The organism is Nocardiopsis metallicus (genome assembly GCF_014201115.1).
GTDB lineage: Bacteria > Actinomycetota > Actinomycetes > Streptosporangiales > Streptosporangiaceae > Nocardiopsis > Nocardiopsis metallicus.
The window spans coordinates 4,710,380-4,728,363 of the sequence record NZ_JACHDO010000001.1 but is presented as its reverse complement, the minus strand read 5'-3'; the positions used below and the strand labels follow the sequence as shown (position 1 = coordinate 4,728,363).

The 17,984-nt window shown below is 71.1% G+C and carries 15 protein-coding genes; 7 read left to right on the top strand and 8 right to left on the bottom strand.

Translation table 11 applies throughout. The annotated features are described in order from the left end of the window. Positions 1-3: 3 nt before the first annotated feature. Positions 4-1,473, bottom strand: coding sequence for an NADH-quinone oxidoreductase subunit NuoF family protein (locus tag HNR07_RS20575; protein ID WP_184366395.1), 1,470 nt, complete (start codon positions 1,471-1,473; stop codon positions 4-6). Positions 1,474-1,475: 2 nt separating this feature from the next. After that, the gene (locus tag HNR07_RS20570) at positions 1,476-2,330 is read right to left on the bottom strand and encodes a hypothetical protein (RefSeq protein ID WP_184366394.1); all 855 of its coding nucleotides are present in this window, start codon (positions 2,328-2,330) and stop codon (positions 1,476-1,478) included. 324 nt (positions 2,331-2,654) lie between these two features. Between HNR07_RS20570 and HNR07_RS20565 the strand changes: the two genes are divergently transcribed. From HNR07_RS20565 to HNR07_RS20540, 6 genes are all read left to right on the top strand, one after another. Continuing rightward, a complete protein-coding gene (locus HNR07_RS20565) occupies positions 2,655-3,344 on the top strand; it encodes a COG4315 family predicted lipoprotein (protein ID WP_246420408.1) in 690 nt (229 codons plus the stop codon). Positions 3,345-3,347: 3 nt separating this feature from the next. Next, entirely contained in the window at positions 3,348-4,022 is a 675-nt protein-coding gene (locus HNR07_RS20560) for a DUF4142 domain-containing protein (protein ID WP_184366392.1), read from the top strand. A gap of 184 nt (positions 4,023-4,206) precedes the next feature. Further along, on the top strand, positions 4,207-5,412 hold the full coding sequence (locus HNR07_RS20555) for a DUF1996 domain-containing protein (protein ID WP_184366391.1): 1,206 nt from the start codon (positions 4,207-4,209) through the stop codon (positions 5,410-5,412). A gap of 392 nt (positions 5,413-5,804) precedes the next feature. Continuing rightward, entirely contained in the window at positions 5,805-7,613 is a 1,809-nt protein-coding gene (locus tag HNR07_RS20550) for a phosphoenolpyruvate carboxykinase (GTP) (protein ID WP_184372398.1), read from the top strand. Between the two features lie 276 nt (positions 7,614-7,889). Continuing rightward, the gene (gene pulA / locus HNR07_RS20545; protein WP_184366390.1) at positions 7,890-10,733 is read left to right on the top strand and encodes a pullulanase-type alpha-1,6-glucosidase; all 2,844 of its coding nucleotides are present in this window, start codon (positions 7,890-7,892) and stop codon (positions 10,731-10,733) included. 269 nt (positions 10,734-11,002) lie between these two features. Then, entirely contained in the window at positions 11,003-11,776 is a 774-nt protein-coding gene (locus HNR07_RS20540) for a bestrophin-like domain (protein WP_184366389.1), read from the top strand. 62 nt (positions 11,777-11,838) lie between these two features. Here HNR07_RS20540 and HNR07_RS20535 read toward each other — a convergent pair whose 3' ends face one another. Further along, positions 11,839-12,546: a hypothetical protein gene (locus HNR07_RS20535; protein WP_184366388.1), complete on the bottom strand. Its 708-nt coding sequence runs from the start codon at positions 12,544-12,546 to the stop codon at positions 11,839-11,841. Positions 12,547-13,061: 515 nt separating this feature from the next. Between HNR07_RS20535 and HNR07_RS36140 the strand changes: the two genes are divergently transcribed. Further along, complete coding sequence (locus tag HNR07_RS36140; RefSeq protein ID WP_376769932.1) at positions 13,062-13,211, top strand: toxin-antitoxin system HicB family antitoxin; 150 nt, start codon at positions 13,062-13,064, stop codon at positions 13,209-13,211. Between the two features lie 89 nt (positions 13,212-13,300). Here HNR07_RS36140 and HNR07_RS20525 read toward each other — a convergent pair whose 3' ends face one another. The 5 genes from HNR07_RS20525 to HNR07_RS20505 all read right to left on the bottom strand — a co-directional run bounded on the left by HNR07_RS20525 (position 13,301) and on the right by HNR07_RS20505 (position 17,901). Continuing rightward, on the bottom strand, positions 13,301-13,846 hold the full coding sequence (locus HNR07_RS20525; RefSeq protein ID WP_184366387.1) for a hypothetical protein: 546 nt from the start codon (positions 13,844-13,846) through the stop codon (positions 13,301-13,303). 156 nt (positions 13,847-14,002) lie between these two features. After that, positions 14,003-15,658, bottom strand: a complete 1,656-nt coding sequence (locus tag HNR07_RS20520; protein WP_184366386.1) for a sodium/solute symporter — start codon at positions 15,656-15,658, stop codon at positions 14,003-14,005. Then, positions 15,655-16,080 carry a hypothetical protein gene (locus tag HNR07_RS20515; protein WP_184366385.1) on the bottom strand — a complete coding sequence of 142 codons (426 nt, stop codon included), beginning with the start codon at positions 16,078-16,080 and terminating at the stop codon, positions 15,655-15,657. The genes HNR07_RS20520 and HNR07_RS20515 overlap by 4 nt, the downstream gene beginning before the upstream one ends. A 19-nt stretch (positions 16,081-16,099) precedes the next feature. Further along, positions 16,100-16,888 carry a LytR/AlgR family response regulator transcription factor gene (locus HNR07_RS20510; RefSeq protein WP_184366384.1) on the bottom strand — a complete coding sequence of 263 codons (789 nt, stop codon included), beginning with the start codon at positions 16,886-16,888 and terminating at the stop codon, positions 16,100-16,102. Then, the gene (locus HNR07_RS20505) at positions 16,885-17,901 is read right to left on the bottom strand and encodes a sensor histidine kinase (RefSeq protein WP_184366383.1); all 1,017 of its coding nucleotides are present in this window, start codon (positions 17,899-17,901) and stop codon (positions 16,885-16,887) included. The genes HNR07_RS20510 and HNR07_RS20505 overlap by 4 nt, the downstream gene beginning before the upstream one ends. Positions 17,902-17,984: the final 83 nt, after the last annotated feature.

The following is a 17,984-nucleotide window of genomic DNA, read 5'->3' as shown; positions in this document are numbered from 1 at the left end:
CCCTCAGCGGGCCGAGCCGGGTTCCGGGGCGCGGATTCGCAGGGCCAGGGCCGGGCACATCCGCACCGACAGCTCGGCGTCCCCTTCCAGAGGTCCGGGCACCGGGATGTCGGGCTCCTCGGGGAAGCCGTTGCGGTCCAGCTGGACCAGTCCGGGCAACAGCTCGGCGCACAGGCCGTGCCCGTCGCAGCGGGACCAGTCCACGAGCAGGCGGGGGTGGGCGGGGGTGTCGTATCCGTCCGGCAGCGGCAGCTCCCCCTTGACCGGCCGCGAACACCCTCCGGTCAGGGAGTGCGTGGACAGGTCCTCGGAGAACACCCGCAGGGCGCTGCGGGCGAACACGGCGCTGCCGTCCGGGTGCGCGCACGCGCCCTTGCCCTCGCCGATCCCGGCCGCGACCAGCACGTCCTCCGGACTGCCCTCCCCGCTGAGCAGCCGCACGAAGGAGTCGGCCAGGGCGGGCATCCCGCGCACGCACGGGCCGCACTGGCCCGAGCTCTCCCTGGCCAGGTAGCGCAGCACCCGCGCGGTCTCGCCCAACGGACAGGTGTCGCCGGTGACCGGCAGGACGATCCCGGCTCCCAGGGTGCCGCCGACCTCGCTCATCCCGTCCCGGGACAGGCGGGCGCGGGACATCTCCTCCCCGGACAGCCACGCTCCGTGGTAACCGCCGACCAGGACCGCGCGGGCCGAGGACAGTCCGCAGGCCGACAGCAGCCGGGACAGGCGGGTCCCGGCCGCTGTCTCCACGACGGTGTCCCCGCTCACCGAGAGCAGGACCGTCCCCGGCTGGCTCGCGCATCCCTCCTGCGCGTAGCGGTCGGCCCCGCCGATGGCCAGCACCGCCAGTTGGGCGTAGGTCTCGGCGTTCGACAGCAGGGTCGGTAGCCCGGCCACCCCGGACTCGCTGGTCCGGCGCGGCGTGCCCGGGGGCAGCGGTACCCGGCCGTTGATGCCTTGCACGAGCGCGCCCGCCTGCCCGGAGACGAACCGGTCCGGCATCCGCACCACACGAAAGACGGTCCCGGAACCGCGCTCGTCCACGGCGGAGCGCAGCGAGTCCAGTACCGGGTCGGCGGCCCGGGCGCCCTCGTCGGCCACGCCGATCACCACTTCGGGGGAGCCGAGGGCGCGGGCGGCCAGTTCGGCCCCGTCCAGGACCAGGTGCGGCGCCCGGGTGAGCAGCATCCGGTCCTTGACACTGCCGGGTTCGCCCTCGGTGCCGTTGACCACCACCCGGGCCGTGGAGTCGCGTCGCAGGACGGAGGTCTGTACGGCGCGGACCTTGCGCGCGAACGGGAAGCCCGCGCCGCCCCGCCCCCGCAGACTGCCCAGACCGGCCAGGGTGATGAGGTCGTCGGCGCCCAGTTGGGGGAGGGGCCCGTGCAGCTCGCGGTGGGCGGTGTGGTCGACCCGGTGGTGCTGGTCGAGCCCGGCGGTGAGCCGCGGGGTTCCGAGGGTCAGGGTGCGCACGGTCAGCTCCGGGTACGGATCGAGGACCAGAAGGCCAGTTCGTCGTCGGTTTCGCCGCTGACGGCCACTGGTGAGAGGAGTTCGGTGCCGGCCCGGGCCTCGTCGGGTTCGGGGACCGGGCGGACCGTCACGACCAGGCGCACGACCAGCGCGGCGGCGACCGCGAACAGGCAGAGCAGGTAGCAGACGAGCACCCAGCCCGGGGCGGCTCGCCCGGCGGTGAGGCCGTGCACGATCGCCAGCGGCCAGCACAGGTAGGCGCCGAGGTGGACCGTCCGCCAGACCCAGGCGTAGCGGGTCCCGGCGAACCGGCCCCGGTACAGGCTGGTCACGACGACCACCAGGAGCAGGTCGGTGGCGATGATCCCGGTGGCCACGGCGGCGTCCACACCCAGGGGGAGCAGGAGTTGCGCGGGGTTGATCCGGGTGAAGGCCACCTGGAGCACCACGTGGGCGATGAGGAAACCGCAGGAGAGCAGGGCGAGGGAGCGGTGGGCGGCCTGGAACAGCACGCGGTGGCGCGGGGAGAGGACCAGCCGGTCGGCGCAGACCAGGCCCATGACCGCGGTGGCGGTCAGACCGATCAGGGCCAGTACCCCGGAGTAGGTCCAGAGCAGGTTCTGCAGGTGGCGGACGGCCCCCATGTGGTCCGGGGCGGTCAGCGCCAGGAGGGTGTTGGCCAGGAGCAGCCCGGCCAGGAACGACGCCCACAGCCAGGGGCGGTGTCGGCGGGCCGCGCGGTCCCCCAGCGGTCTGCGGGGTGTGGCGCGTTCGGGGCCCCACCGCCGGAGTGGTCCGGGGACCGGCGCCGGGCGGGAGCTGCGGGGGCTACGTGTGCTGCGAGGGCTTCGGAGCATGGGTGGTCCGCCCTTCGGACATGCGGGGGCACGGCGAGGGAGTGGGGAAGGTGCACGAGGGGTGAAACGGCACTTGGCGGATGAACCTAGCATCGCCGACAAGGGGTGGGGAGTCCCTTTGCAGATTTCTTTACTTTCGGTAGCCACAGGGGCATCCGAAGAAAAATTTTTTCACGCTGGTTATCGCAGATCACTCCCTTAGTACCAACGAGTAATGTCGAGGTTTTCCTGCAGGGCGGGTTTTTCGTGTGCATACTCTCCCCTATCTCCGAGTGGTCACGCTCGGGGAAAGGTCGGATAACTGAGCATTGATTGGGTGTGGTCATGAACCATTACTCGAAGAGTGCCGTCGGGGCTGGACTGGCTGTGTTATTGCTGTTCACAGCGTGCTCCAATGGCATCGAAGGTGAATCGGAAAGCGCCGCGGAAGCCGGGGGTGGTTCCGGGCCGAATGGTTACGGTGACGTAGGTTCCGAGGAATCTCACGGCGATCACGAAGTCGGAGCCAAAGGTCAGGCCTCCCTGGAAACCGCAGATGACGCCACTCTTGGAGAGGTGCTCACCGACGGCGACGGTAACGTTCTGTACCTGTTCACCGACGATGCGCCCGCGGAATCCACCTGCCTCGGCGGCTGCGCCGACAACTGGCCTCCGCTGCGCACGAGCGCGGACGCCGCCACCCCCGCGGAGCTCGCCGAAGGGCTGTTCGCCGAACTCCTCGGCTCCATCCCCCGCGAGGACGGGGCTCCCCAGGTCACCTACAACGACTGGCCCCTGTACACCTACACGGGCGACGCCGCCCCGGGCGACACCAACGGCCAGGGCGTGGGCGGCGCCTGGTACGTCCTCGGCCCCCAGGGGCAGATGATCACCGACGCAGCCTCGTACTCGGCCCCCGCGGGCAGCGGAGGCGCCGAGGGAGCCGGAAGCACCGGGGCCGCCGACGACCCCTACGGCGGCGACGGGGGCGGCTACGGAGGCGGCGACTACCGGCAGCACCCCCTCGGGAGCTGACCCGTGGACGCCCCGGACCGGACCCGCCCCCCGCTCGGCCAGCGACTGCGCTGGCGGTCTCCCCGCTCGATCGAACTCTTGGGCGTGGTCGGTTTCGTCCTGGTCAGCACGCTGACCCTGGTCATGGTCGTGCCCAACGGCGCCACGAGCGCCTCCGGGATCTTCTGGAACGACTGGGTCCAGACCGACTACGGGCCGCTCGGCCCCGCCGACGTCAACGCGCTGGTCGCGGTCCGCCAGGCCGGCCTCTGGGAGATCCCCGTCGGCCAACAGGCCGTGGACCACGCCCAGAGCGAGGTGGTCCGTGACGTGGGCGCGACCCTGGCCGAGGACCACCTGCTCATGGACGAGCAGGTACGGGAGATCGCCGCGATGCTGGACGTTCGCCTGCCCAGCACCCCCAACCGGGAACAGCAGCGCTGGATGGACGAGCTGTCCGGGCTCTCCGGCGCCGAGTGGGACCGGGCCTTCGCCAACCGCCTGCGCTACGCCCACGGCAACGTCCTCGAAGTGCTCGCCGAGGTCCGCGCGGGCACCCGGAACGAACTCGTCCGGACCTTCGTGCAGCACTGCGTGCTCATGGTCATGCGCCACATCAGTCTGCTGGAGAGCACCGGACTGGTCGAGTACGAGTCCCTTCCCGAGCCCCGGCCGCCCGAGCGGCGCCCGCGGCCCTGACTCGACGACGCTCCGACCGAACAGGGCCCCGGCCCGTCGAGGCCGGGGTCGCCCCCGAGTGCGGGGTACCCGTGCCACCCGTCCGCCCGCATCCCCCGAAAAGAGCGCACCAGCAGTGTCCCGCGACCCGCGGTGCCCCCGCCGGTGCCGCGCGTCGCCATCGCACAGAAAGCCGTACGCAACCATGCGCGAACACCCCACACGACCGTCCCGAGGACGGTCGAGTCCCCGCTCCCGAAAGATCACCGCCGTTCTGGCCGCACTGGCCCTCGTTCTCGGCGGCGGCGCCATCGCCACCGCCGCCAACGGGGAACTGGTCACCGGCAGCCTGGTCGGCGCCTGGGAGGGTGACCACCGCAAGGACAAGGGCAAGCACAAGGACCGGGGCAACCCGGAGGAAGGAGCCGAGGACGGCACGGAGGAGAGCCCCGAGGAGGCGCCGGACGACGGCGACGAACACGGCGGTCACGGAGACGGCGAGCACGAGGACGAGCTGGTCATCGGGCCCTTCCCCGAGGACTTCGCCGACATCGGGGAGGCGCCCCCGCGCGACACCGGGCCCGGGTTCGGGGAGGCGGCCTCCACCGGCACCTTCACCGTCGACTGCGGGCGCAACGAGAACGGCTTGTTCAACTCCGAGAACGTGATCGTCGCCCCCGGGGTCGAGCACGGCGCCCAGCACACCCACGACTACGTCGGCAACCAGGACGTCCAGCGCTTCACCGGGGACGTCGGCGCCAACAACCAGATCCTGCTCCAGGGCGAGACCACCTGCCCGGACGGCGACCGCTCCATGCACTTTTGGCCGGTGCTGCGCGACACCACCCGCGAGGGCGAGGACGCCGACCAGTCCGGTGGCGGGCTCGACGGCAACCTCGGCGCGATCCTGACCCCCTCCCAGGTCCGGATCGAGTTCGTCGGCAACCCCCGGGGGCCGGTGGCGGCGATGCCGGAGTTCCTCCAACTCTTCACCGGCAACGCGCGCGCCGCCACGGCGGAGGGAGTCAACGCCAACGCCCAGTGGACCTGTACCGGGTTCGAGGACCGGGCCTTCGGCGACCGGTACCCGCTCTGCCCCCAGGGCCGTGACGTCGTGCGGATCCTGGAGTTCCCCAGCTGTTGGAACGGCCGTGACTTCGAGAGCGAGGACAACCGCTCGCACATCGTCTTCCCCGAGGACGACGGCTCCTGCGCGGAGGGCTTCACCGCCGTCCCCAAGCTGAGCCACACCCTCGTCTACGAGGTGCCCGACGGTCCCAACTTCGCCCTCGACGGCTTCCCGGAGCAGCGCCGGGCCCCCATCACGGACCACTCCGACCACATCAACGTGATGCCGGCCGACCTCATGGACCGGATGGTCGAGTGCATCAACAGCGGACAGGACTGCTGACGGCCTGAATCCTTGGCCTGACCACTCCTGAAGCACGGTCCGAACCGCTGGCGAACCCGCAGGGCGTTGACCCGTGCCCCGGCAGAGGTCTAATCCGCCGGCCCCGGCACGCTGTGACTGTTGTGTGACGAACAGCACCGCGTGTTGGGGCTGGTGGGGCACTTGCCTGCGGTGCAGGGGAAAGCGGCTCCGAACAGTAGTGGAACACTCCCTCTCCAGGTGTGTTTCGGCACGTTGGTGAACCACCTGAATCCCCCGCTGTGCAGCGGAATCAGGCTCTTCGGCGGCACGCGTATAGACCACTGGCCTAGACCAATTGGTCAGTTTCGGCACTCGTCGTTCATGATTCGAGGGATCTCGTCGTTCGAAGAGGAGCCGTTGTGACTGCTGACGTGGGTACTGACGTGGGCGCCGCCCCGACCAACAACGAGGAGCTCGTCTCCTGGGTTCGTGAGGTCGCGGAGCTCACCCAGCCGGACCAGGTCGTCTGGTGTGACGGTTCCGAGGAGGAGTGGACCCGCCTGACCGACGAGCTCGTCGCGCAGGGCACCTTCACCCGCCTCAACCCCGAGAAGCGCCCGAACAGCTTCTACTGCACATCGGACCCGACGGACGTCGCCCGGGTCGAGGACCGCACCTTCATCTGCTCCGAGCGGAAGGAGGACGCCGGTCCCACCAACAACTGGATCGCCCCCGACGAGATGCGCGCCACCTTCGGCGAGGTCTTCAAGGGCTCCATGCGCGGTCGCACCATGTACGTCGTGCCCTTCTGCATGGGCCCGCTGGGCGGCGACATCTCCCAGCTCGGCGTCGAGATCACCGACTCCGCCTACGTCGTCGTCTCCATGCGCATCATGGCCCGCATGGGCTCGGCCGCCCTGCGCCTGATCGAGGAGCGCGGCGAGTTCGTCAAGGCCGTCCACTCCGTCGGTGCCCCCCTGGAGCCCGGCCAGCAGGACGTCGCCTGGCCCTGCAACTCCACCAAGTACATCTCGCACTTCCCCGAGACCCGCGAGATCTGGTCCTACGGCTCCGGCTACGGCGGCAACGCACTGCTCGGCAAGAAGTGCTACGCGCTGCGCATCGCCTCGGTGATGGCCCGCGACGAGGGCTGGCTGGCCGAGCACATGCTCATCCTCAAGGTGACCTCGCCCGCGGGCAAGGCCCACTACGTCGCCGCCGCCTTCCCGAGCGCCTGCGGCAAGACCAACCTGGCCATGCTCCAGCCGACCATCCCCGGCTGGAAGGTCGAGACCGTCGGCGACGACATCGCCTGGATGCGCTTCGACGCCGACGGCCAGCTGCGCGCCATCAACCCCGAGGCCGGTTTCTTCGGCGTCGCCCCCGGCACCGGCGCCAAGACCAACGCCAACGCGGTGGAGACCCTCTGGGGCAACAGCATCTTCACCAACGTCGCGCTCACCGAGGACGGCGACGTCTGGTGGGAGGGCCTCACCGAGGAGGCGCCCGCCAACCTCACCGACTGGAAGGGCCGCCCCTGGACCCCCGAGTCCGGTGAGCCCGCCGCGCACCCGAACTCCCGCTTCACCACCCCGGCCGGCCAGGCGCCGACCATCGCCGACGAGTGGGAGGACCCCGCGGGCGTCCCGATCTCCGCGATCCTCTTCGGCGGCCGCCGCGCCACCGCGGTGCCGCTGGTATCGGAGTCCTTCAGCTGGCAGCACGGCGTCTACCTGGGCGCCAACGTGTCCTCCGAGAAGACCGCGGCCCAGGAGGGCTCGGTCGGCGAGCTGCGTCGGGACCCGTTCGCGATGCTGCCCTTCTGCGGCTACAACATGGGCGACTACTTCGCCCACTGGGTCAAGCTCGGCAAGCAGGCCGACGAGACCAAGCTGCCGAAGATCTTCTACGTCAACTGGTTCAAGAAGAACGCCGACGGCCAGATCGTGTGGCCCGGCTTCGGTGAGAACAGCCGCGTCATCAAGTGGATCGTCGACCGCCTGGAGGGCGAGGCCACCGCGGTCGAGACCCCCATCGGCTACCTGCCGACCGCGGACGGCATCGACACCGAGGGCCTGGACATCTCCGCCGAGGACATGGAGTTCGTCCTCGACGTGGACACCGACGTCTGGAAGCAGGAGGCCGCCCTGGTCCCCGAGTTCTTCAAGACCTTCGGTGACGACCTGCCCAGCGAGCTCTGGGACGAGTACCACGCGCTGCTGAACCGCCTGGAGAAGTAACCTCCGGCGGAGTAGCCGTTCGGGTCGTCCCCACCTTTTCCGCGCAAGGGGACGGCTGACACCCGAGGGGGTGCGAGCACCACGGTGCCGCACCCCCTTCGCCGTGTCCGGGCCCCGGGCCGTCGGTATCTCCAGGGCCGATCCGGGATTGCCCTCCACCATGCTGCCTCCAGCGCGCAAGTTTTCAGAAAAATGACGGAAACTCTTGCAGGAGTGAGTCAGGTCTCATTAGCTTGCCGGGGACACCTCCTTCTCCGAGAGGACCGGGCACCCCCTATGAGACCCCCGTACCACCGGTCCGAGCGCCCCCGCGCCGGACGCAGCCCCGACAGCGCCCCTCCCGCCGCACACGCGGTACGTGCCGCCGTCCCCGTCCTCGCCGCCACGGCCCTCGCGCTCCCCGTGCTGTTCGGCGCCACGGCGAGCGCCTCCGCCGTCCCGGCCCCCACCGAATCCGCGGGGCAGACTGTGGGCGTGGACCTCACCGCGCAGCGCGCCCACTGGATCGACCGGACCACCGTGCTCTGGCCCGCCGAGGCCGACACGGAGCACACCTACGCCCTGGTCTCCTCCGCCGAGGGGGACCTCGACCTCTCCGAGGGCGTGCTCGGCGGAACCCACCAGGCCCTGGACCTGGCCCCCGCCCCCGACGGCCCCACCGACGAGCAGCGAGAAGCCTGGCCCCACCTGGCCGACCTGTCCGCCCTGACCATCGAAGGGGCCAACCTTCCACTGCTGCGCTCGGCCCTCACCGGGCAGCTCGCCGTCGTGGAGCGTGACGGGGAGGGCGCCGTCACCGCCGCGACCGGCGTCCAGATCCCCGGCGTGCTCGACGACGTCTACGCGGCCGCGGCAGAGACGGAACTCGGTGCGGTCTGGGACTCCCGGGGGCGTCCCACGGTGTCCCTGTGGGCGCCGACCGCACAGTCCGTGAGCCTGGAGCTCTACGACGACCCCACCACGGGCACGTCGCGCACCGTACGCATGCGGCAGGACCACCGGACCGGTGTGTGGTCGGTCAAGGGCCCGGTGAGCTGGTCTGGGCGCTACTACACGTTCGACGTGCGGGTGTTCTCCCCCTCCGCGGACGAGGGCCGCGGGGCCGTGGTGGACAACCGGGTCACCGACCCCTACAGCGTCTCGCTGGCCACCGGATCCACCCGTTCCCACCTGGTCGACCTCAGTGACCCGGACCTGGCCCCGCAGGGCTGGTCCGAGCTGGCCAAACCCGAGGCCGTGCCCTCGCACGCGGCCGCGGTGTACGAACTGCACGTGCGCGACCACTCCGTCTCCGACCCGACGGTGCCAGCCGAACTGCGCGGCACCTTCGCGGCCTTCACCGAGTCCGGCTCCACCGGGATGCGCGAGCTCGCAGACCTGGCCGATGACGGAGTCGACTACGTTCACCTGCTGCCCGTCTTCGACATCGGCTCGGTCCCCGAGGACCCGGCCGACCGTGCCGAACCCCCTTGCGACCTGGACTCCTTCGCCCCCGACTCCGAGGAGCAGCAAGCCTGTATCGCCGAGGTCCGCGGCGAGGACGCCTTCAACTGGGGCTACGACCCGTACCACTACACGGTGCCCGAGGGCTCCTACGCCACCGAACCCGACGGCGCGGCGCGCCTCACCGAGTTCCGCCGGATGGTGGCGGCCCTCAATGACGCCGGGCTGCGCGTGGTGATGGACGTGGTCTACAACCACACCCACCAGGCCGGGCAGGACGAGCAGTCGGTCCTGGACCGGATCGTGCCCGGCTACTACCACCGCCTGGAGGCCGACGGCGGCGTGGCCACGTCCACCTGCTGCCCCAACACCGCACCCGAGCACCTCATGATGGGCAAGCTCGTCGTGGACTCCGTGACCACCTGGGCGCGCGACCACAAGGTCGACGGCTTCCGCTTCGACCTCATGGGCCACCATCCCAAGCAGAACATCCTGGACGTGCGTGCCGCACTCGACGAGCTCACGCTTGAGGAGGACGGGGTCGACGGAGCGTCGATCCTGCTCTACGGCGAGGGGTGGAACTTCGGCGAGGTCGCTGACGACGCCCGCTTCGAACAGGCCACGCAGACCAACATGGCCGGTACCGGAGTCGGCACCTTCAACGACCGGCTCCGTGACGGGGTGCGCGGCGGCGGGCCCTTCGACGAGGACCCCCGCGCGCAGGGCTTCGGCTCCGGTCTGTACACCGACCCCAACGGCTCGCCCGCCAACGGCACCGAGGAGGAGCAGCTCGCGCGGCTGCTCGGTTACCAGGACCTCGTCAAGGTGGGGCTGACCGGCAATCTGCGCGACTACCGGTTCACGGACTCCTCCGGTCGGCGGGTGACCGGCGGCGAGGTGGACTACAACGGAACCCCCGCCGGGTACAACCTCGCACCGGGGGAAGCCGTCACCTACGTGGACGCGCACGACAACGAGACCCTCTACGACGCGCTCGCCTACAAGCTGCCCCAGGACACCCCGATGGACGACCGGGTGCGGATGCAGGCGCTCTCCCTGGGCACGGCGGTGTTCGGTCAGGGCACGGTGTTCGTGCACGCGGGCAGCGAACGGTTGCGCTCGAAGTCGCTGGACCGCAACTCCTACGACTCGGGAGACTGGTTCAACCGGCTGAACTGGGACTGCGGCCAGGGCAACAACTTCGGCGTCGGCCTGCCGCCGGCCTGGGACAACGAGGACAAGTGGGACTACGCCCGGCCCCTGCTCGCCGATCCGGCGCTGGTCGCGGACTGCGCGGCGATCGAGGAGAGCCGTGAGCGCTTCGGCGAGATGATGCGCGTGCGGGCGTCCACCCCGGCGTTCTCCCTGGGTACGGCCGAGGAGATCCAGGCCCGGGTGTCCTTCCCGACCAGCGGAGCCGACGAGCTGCCCGGCGTCCTCACGATGCACGTGGACACCCGGGGCCTGGACGGCGACTGGTCGTCGGTAACGGTCGTGTTCAACGCGACCCCGGACACCGTCGACCAGGGAGTGGACGCTCTGGCCGGCGGTGCCGTCGCCCTGCACCCGGTCCAGGCGGAGTCCGGTGACGAAGTCGTGCGGGGTTCGTCCTTCGATCCGGACACCGGCACCCTGACGGTTCCGCCGCGCACGGTCGCGGTGTTCGTGCAGGACTGACGAACCGGCCCGGGAGGGGAAACGCGTCCTGCCCCGGCCCTGTGCGGACGGCCGCTGACCCCGAACCTCCCGGGGGCGGCGGCCGTCATCCGTTCGACTTCCCGCGGCGGCTCGGCCGAGAGGTGTGTCCCGGCAGTTCAAGACATCTACCGAAAGATGCAGACCGGACGTGGGAACGGCCCGGTGAAGCTTTTCTGTTTCCCCGGAACAGCGCTGTGTCCCGTGCTTAGGATGATCCGTCCTCCTGCCGAGACCACCTGGGAAAACTCATGTTCACGCTGTTCGTCGTCCTCGCCGTCCTGGCCGCCATGGTCGGCGGGGCGGTGCTGGCCGCCCGGCGCTTCCGGATCACCGACGACTTCTCCGGCGGAGCTGTGGGCGTCATCATCGCCCCCTGCGTGCTGTCGCTGTACCTCGTGGCCGCGGCCATGTCCGTGGTCATCGGCTGGGAGGAGTACAAGACCGCCGAGGACGAGATGATCGCCGAGGCCGGTGCCGCCCAGGCCCTGTACTGGAGCAGTACCGCGTTTCCGGGCGAGGAGGGCGAGGCCGTGCGCGGCCACCTGCGCACCTACCTGGCGACGGTCCTCGAGGAGGACTGGCCGCTGATGGAGACCCAGGGGGAGCTCAGCCGCGTCGGTGACGACGACCTCGCGGCCCTCGCGGCGTCGGTGCGGGGCCTGTCGGTGTCCGACACCGGAGACGGCCTGGACCGGCTGACCGCCCGCCAGGAGGTCACCAAGCTCAGCGACGCGCGGAACCAACGCGCCGACGCCGCCGAGAACCAGATCCCCCCGGCCCTGCTGGCGGTTTCGGCGCTGTCGGCCCTGGTCGTCGCGGTGCTTCCGTTCGCCATGATCAAGTCGGGAGCCGGAACCGCCTACTTCTGGGCCGGGGTGAACCTGGTGTTCGTCTTCGGCACCATCGTGATGCTGTTCTTCATGGGGAACCCGTACAGCGGTGTCCTGGCCAACGACTCGGAGGTGATGGAGGAGACGGTGGCAGGCTTCGACCGGGCGGACCTGACCCTGGAACGCCCCTGACCCCGGCCGGAGGCCCCGGCCCCGGAAAACGGAAGGGTCGGGCGCCGCGGGCGGGGGCAGCGCTATTCGGAAGTGCGCGCTGCCATCGCGCGGCTCGCTCCGGTGGCGGTACCGGCGGCGACGATCGCGACGACCGCCATCGTGCGCATCGGGGTGAACGCCGAAGCGGCCTCGGCCGGAGCAGGCACAGCTGCGTCCACCAGGAGTTCCTGCTGCACGGCGGCCAAGGGGGCGGCGGCCGGCTCGGGGGCCGGGGTCTCGGACGGCGCCGGTGAGGTCTCCGGGGCGGACTCGGGCAGCTCCCGGGCGGCCTCTGGTTCCGGTTCGGCCGGAGCGCGTTCGGGCACGGGGCCGGCTTCGGGCCCGACGGGTGCCGACTCGACCGGCGCGGGCTCGAACGGGGCCGCCGGGGGCGCCTCCCGGCTCTGTGGCGGCGCAGGGTCCACCCGGGCCGGTGGCTCCGGAACGGGCGGTGCTGGAGCGGGCGGCTCGGGAGCGGGGGGTGCCGGTGGCGGCTGGGGGCAGTTCGGCGCCTGCCCCGCGTGCACGACCACCCTAACCCCGTTGGCGCACACCAGGACGTGCGACCTGGGTCGGACGTCGACGTGCGCGCCGGGGGTGTCCACCCGGGTCCCTCCGGGGTTGACGTCCACCCGGTTGACCCCGTCATCGACGTACACCCCCGACGGCCCCACCTCCACCCTGGGTTCCGTCTGCCGGGCGAACGCCGGAGCGGATCCGCAGGCGAGCACGAGCGCACTCGCCGCCACCGCCGCGAAGAGGACGGAGGCCCCTTGCGCGCACGCCGGTTCCGGAACGGCGGTGGGCGCCGATCCGAAAGGCAGGGCGGTGACTCCTCGTGGCGTGGAATGTTCACATGGTGATCGTAGGGGGTGTGTGCGGTCCCCAGGCGCGGAATCAACCCGCTCCCAGGCCTGTCGGTTCGGTTCGCGGACTCGGCGAAGGTGTGCGCGCACTACCTCGGTCCGCGGCGACAGGGCGGTACCTCGCACCAGGTTTGCAGGATGCCCTGGTCAGGGGATCCGCGGGTGAATACTCACAGTGATCGTGGAAGGGCGAGGGGCTGCCAGGTGAGACAGGTCCTCGCTGCGATCGAGAAACGGTGAACGGTGCGGAACACTGTGCCTACGGTGTCCAGTGGTCGGCGGAGGGCGAGGCCCATGCCGGGACCGTGGCCGAGTTTCCGCCCCTGTCCTGGGTCGCTTCCGGGAGCTAGGAGGCATTCGAGGGTATTCGTCAGCTCGCGGCCGACACGGTGGAGGCCATGGTCGCCACCGGTGAGGAGCCACCACTGCCGATCGTGGAGCGCGCCCAATCGGGGGAGTCCCAGGTCCGTGTTCCCCCGGAACCGCACCGGCACCTCGTGACCGAGGCGGCGGAGCAGAGCGTCCCCCCAACCGGTCGGCGGCCATGAGACTGGCGACACGGAGCGGAACAGGAACAGACGGGGAGGCACGGACGGCGAGCGGTTCGCGCCTCCCCCTGTGTTGCGGGCCGGGGGGGCTAGCGGCAGCTGATGTAGTTGTTCGTGAAGGTGGTGCCCTGCTGGGTGACGTACATGCGGCCCTGAACGTTGCCGACGGGGCGGAGGCTGACCGAGTAGCTACGGGACTGGCCCGCGACGATGCTCATGATGCCGCCGGTCTGGGTGAGTCGGCCGACCTGGGCGACGGAGAACCGGATGGTGAGCCGTGAACCGCTGGTCTTGCTGTAACGGACCGTGGCACTGTCGCAGTTGGTGGTGCTCGTGGTCAGCGTGCCGTGGGTGAGGGGCAGCGAGGTGGTCGCCAGGGTGCTGAAGCCGTCGGGGTCCTCCACCGAGGGTGCGTACTCGGGGTTCTCCTCCAGGAAGGCCTCCAGGCTCTCCACGTCCTCGCCGACCTCGTAGACACCCTCCTCGGTGATGATGATTTCCCGGGTCTCGGTGCGGACCTGGCCCATCTCGGCGAAGGCGGTGCCGGGAAGGAAGAGTGCGAAGCAGGCGGCCAAAGCGGTCGTGGCGGTGAGCCGGGACGTGAATCGCGCGCGACGGGAGATGGGGGGCGGCACTTTGTCCTTCCGGTGGCGGGTTCGGCCTGGGGCGCTGTGAACCTACCAACCGGTTGGCCGGCGCGCCAAGGCCTTTGGTCCCGCGTGGGCGGCGCCCCGAGCGCTCGGGCACGGGTGGCCCGGTCCTACGCGGAGAGCGGTCGGTCCTCGGTCGGATCAGGGGGAGTGCAGGCGCAGTACCGCGTGCTCCGCCCACTCCGGGGGGCGGGTGAGGCGGGAGACCGCCGCCATCGTCAGGAAGGCCAGCGGGATGGTCCAGGCGGCGGGTTGGGCCAGCAGCACGGTCAGCCATCCCTGGGGGGTGGCGAACAGGATCGACCAGCCGACCGCGCCGGTGGCGGTCACCCCGCCCACGATCAGCCCCGCAGCCGCCCCGGGCAGGGTGAGGCGCCGCCACCAGATGCCCAGCACCAGCAGCGGGCAGAAGGTCGAGGCCGCCACCGTGAACGCCCACACCACCAACACGTTGATGTCGATCCTCTGCGCGGGCAGCGCCAGCAGCACCGCCACGCAGGCGCCGACCGCCACGGCCAGCCGCAGCCGGGGCACGCTGCCCTGGAACAGGTCGTGGGACAGGCCGCCGGCCAGGGCCAGCAGCAGCCCGGAGGACGTGGACAGGAACGCGCCGAAGGCCCCCGCCGCGACCAGCGCGGTCAGGATCGTACCCGCCGAACCCGGTACGGCCTGCGCTGGCAGGACCACCGCGACGGTGTCGGTGCCCTGGAGCATCACCAGCTGCGGGGTGAGCACCCGGCCCAGCAGCCCGTAGACCGTGGGGAAGAGGTAGAACAACCCCAGCAGGGCGATCACGCCCACCGCCACCCGGCGGGCGATCCGCGCGCTCGGACTGGTGTGGAAGCGCATGATGACGTGCGGCAGGCCCATACAGCCGAGCGTGATGGCCAGCAGCGTCGACCAGGTCTCGAACAGCGGGTAGCCGCCCACGTCCAGCAGCGGGGTGCTCCACCGCTCGCTGCCCAGCTCCGGCAGGCCCGCCGGGTGCGGGATGGTGGCGCCCTCCGGGAACACGTACTCCGTGCCCCGAGCCGCCGAGTGGTCCCCGGCGGCCAGTTCCAGTTCCTCGCCCTCGGCGGTGACCACGGTCACCGGCTCGTTCAGGCTGAAGTCCGTGGCCACGGTGAACTCCACCGCCGTGGTCTCGGGGAAGGAGGTGCCCCACTCCGGGTGCAGCGCCTCGGCGCGGGTGTCGGCGCCCGCGTGCACGACGAGGTAGATCGCGGGCACGGCCAGGAAGGCCAGCTTGATGAGGTAGTGGAAGGCCTGCACGTAGGTGGCCGAGCGCATCCCGCCCGCCGCGATGGAGCCGCTCACCACCAGCCCCGCCAGCAGCACGCCCACCCAGTAGGGGGTTCCGCTGACCAGGCTCAGCACCACCCCGGCGCCCTTGAACTGCGGCACCAGGTACAGCAGCATGATCACCAGGACCACGCAGCCGCAGAGCTTGCGCAGCCGGGGCGCGCCCAGCCGGTACTCGGCGAAGTCGGGCACGGTGAACGCCCCCGACCGCCGCATGGGCCCCGCCACCAGGGCGACCACGGCGACGTAGCCCGCGGTGAAGCCCACCGCGTACCACATGGTGCCCAGGCCGTTCTTGAGCAGTAGCCCGGCCAGGCCCAGGACCGAGGCGGCCGACAGGTACTCACCGGCGATCGCCAGCGCGTTCCAGTTGGGCGAGACCTGGTGCGAGGCCACCAGGAAGTCGGAGGTGGAGCGGGCCGCCCGCACCCCGTAGACGCCGATGAACAGGCTGGTGACCAGGACCAGGCCGATCGCCAGTACGGCCGCGGTCATGGTGGCCCGTGGGGTTCGTCGGTGGTGCCGCCTCGGCCGTCGTCGCGGTCGCCGCCGCGATGAGGGGCCCGGTCCTCGGCCTCGTCCTCCAGGCGTTCGGCCGCGCGCACGTGCCACAGCGCCAGCCCGAACAGCACCGGGTAGATCCCCACGGTCAGCAGCAGCCACGAGACCGGCACCTCGGCCAGCCGGATCTCGCCCAGGGCCGGGAAGAGCGCGAAGGACCCGCTCAGCCCGAAGAGCAGTACCGCCAGCAGCACCACCGTGCGCACGGCGGTGCGCCGCTGGGACTGGAAGAGCCGCCGCGCCGCCTCGGTGTCCACCGGTTCGGGGACCGGCAGCAGGTGGTGCGCGGGCCGGTTGCCCCGGGCCAGGGCGATCCGGGTCTGCGGGCTGGTCAGCTTCTCCCGGCGCGGGCTCAAGGCCGCCCCCGTTCCCCGGTCACGGCTGCTCCTTGGCCGTTCCGGGCGGGCGGGCCGAGCGGCCCAGCTGGTCCCGTTTGGCCGCTTCCAGGAGCTGTTCGCGCAGATGGCGGCCGTGCCTGCGGCTCACCGGTACGTCACCGGCGGGCGTTCCGGCCACCAGCCCCGAGGACGAGGTCACCCGCAGGTCCCGCACCCACGGGATGGCGATCAGGAAACCGCGGTGCACCCGGATGAACCCGGCCGAGGCCCAGACCTCCTCCAGGTACGACAGCGACAGCCGGATCAGGTGGGTGCCGTCGGCGGTGTGCAGGCGCACGTAGTCGCCCTGGGCCTCCACGAACTGCACGTCGTCGCGCTTGACGAACACCGTGCGCCGCCCGGTGTCGATCTGCACCACGTGCAGGTCCTCGGCCGGGGAGGCCGAACCGCTGGGCCTGCGCAGCTGGGCGATCCGCCCCACCGCCTCGGCCAGCCGCTCCGGGCGGATCGGTTTGAGCAGGTAGTCGACGGCCCCGATCCCGAAGGCCTCCACGGCGTGCGCCTCGGAGGCGGTCACGAACACGATCGACGGCGGCTCGGACATCACGCTCAGCACCCGGGCCACGTCCATGCCGTCCAGCCCGGGCATGAGGATGTCGAGGAAGGCGGCGTCGATGCTGGTGGTGCCCAGCAGCCGCACGGCGGTGGCGCCGTTGTCCGCGACCAGGACCTCCGCAACCTCGGGCATGTCTCCCAGCAGGGAGGCCATCTCCTGGCGGGTGGAGGCCTCGTCCTCCACCACCAGCACACGGAGTTCGGGCCTCATCGAACCACCACCCCCGGAGCGAACCTCGGTACGCGCACGGTCACCTTCGTCCCTTCTCCCAGCGCGGTCTCGATCACCAGACCGTACTCCGGTCCGTAGACCGCCCGCAGCCGCTGGTCGACGTTGGCCAGGCCGACGCTGCGCGACTCCGGCCCGGTGCCCGCCAGCAGGGCGCGGGCCAGGTCCGGGGGCATACCCACCCCGTCGTCCTCGATCTCGATCACGCACAGCGGACCCTCGCCGAAGCCGGACACACTGATGTGCCCGGTCCCCTCCTTGCGCTCCAGCCCGTGCCGGATGGCGTTCTCCACGATCGGCTGTACCACCAGGAAGGGGATGGCCACCGGCAGCACCTCGGGAGCCATGCGCACGGTGATGTCCAGGCGGTCGTGGAAGCGGGCCCGCTGGAGTTCGAGGTAGGTCTGGGTGGCCTCCAGTTCGTCGGAGACCGTCGCGTAGTCGCCCTTGTCCGAGAATCCGTACCGCAGGTAGTCGGCGAAGTCCGACAGCAGTTGGCGGGCCCGGTCCGGGTCGGTGCGCACTAGGGCGGCGATCACCGCGAGCGCGTTGTGCACGAAGTGCGGGGAGATCTGCGCGCGCAGGGTGCGCAGGTCCGCGGCGGCTATCCGGGCGCGTGCCCGCCGCAGCGCCGCGTGGTCCAGGGAGTCCGAGACCAGGGCCGCGGCCGCCTCCACGTCCGCCTCCACCGGGTCGCCCGAGGCCACCAGGGCACCGGAGAGCTCGTCGGCGACGGTCAGCGGCACGGCGCACACCGAGGAGCCGTCGGGCAGGCGGGAGCGGGCGCCGCCGCCGTACTCGAAGACCTGGGAGAGCAGCTCTTCGACCTCGGCGGACTCCGGGCACCTCCCGTGGGAGGTGACCGGTCCGTCGAGGTCGGCGAGGAGCACCCCGTCCACGGCCAGGACCTTGCGCAGCCGCCGGGCGGCGGAGTGCACCCCGCGCCCGTGCAGACCGTCCCGGAGGTCGGCACCCAGGGCGTGGACCTGGCGCATTAACTCGACACTCGCTCGGCGCTCCGAAGACGTGGGGCGCCGGGAGGGGGAAAGCCACGACAGCCACCGATAAGACACGGAAC

Excerpts from the sequence above, each read along its gene's own strand:
- HNR07_RS36140 (WP_376769932.1), top strand. The coding sequence starts at position 13,062 with ATGGTCGCCACCGGTGAGGAGCCACCACTGCCGATCGTGGAGCGCGCC.
- HNR07_RS20555 (WP_184366391.1), top strand. The coding sequence starts at position 4,207 with ATGCGCGAACACCCCACACGACCGTCCCGAGGACGGTCGAGTCCCCGC.
- HNR07_RS20565 (WP_246420408.1), top strand. The coding sequence starts at position 2,655 with ATGAACCATTACTCGAAGAGTGCCGTCGGGGCTGGACTGGCTGTGTTA.
- HNR07_RS20505 (WP_184366383.1), bottom strand. The coding sequence starts at position 17,901 with ATGCGCCAGGTCCACGCCCTGGGTGCCGACCTCCGGGACGGTCTGCAC.
- HNR07_RS20570 (WP_184366394.1), bottom strand. The coding sequence starts at position 2,330 with ATGCTCCGAAGCCCTCGCAGCACACGTAGCCCCCGCAGCTCCCGCCCG.
- pulA (WP_184366390.1), top strand. The coding sequence starts at position 7,890 with ATGAGACCCCCGTACCACCGGTCCGAGCGCCCCCGCGCCGGACGCAGC.
- HNR07_RS20510 (WP_184366384.1), bottom strand. The coding sequence starts at position 16,888 with ATGAGGCCCGAACTCCGTGTGCTGGTGGTGGAGGACGAGGCCTCCACC.
- HNR07_RS20540 (WP_184366389.1), top strand. The coding sequence starts at position 11,003 with ATGTTCACGCTGTTCGTCGTCCTCGCCGTCCTGGCCGCCATGGTCGGC.
- HNR07_RS20520 (WP_184366386.1), bottom strand. The coding sequence starts at position 15,658 with ATGACCGCGGCCGTACTGGCGATCGGCCTGGTCCTGGTCACCAGCCTG.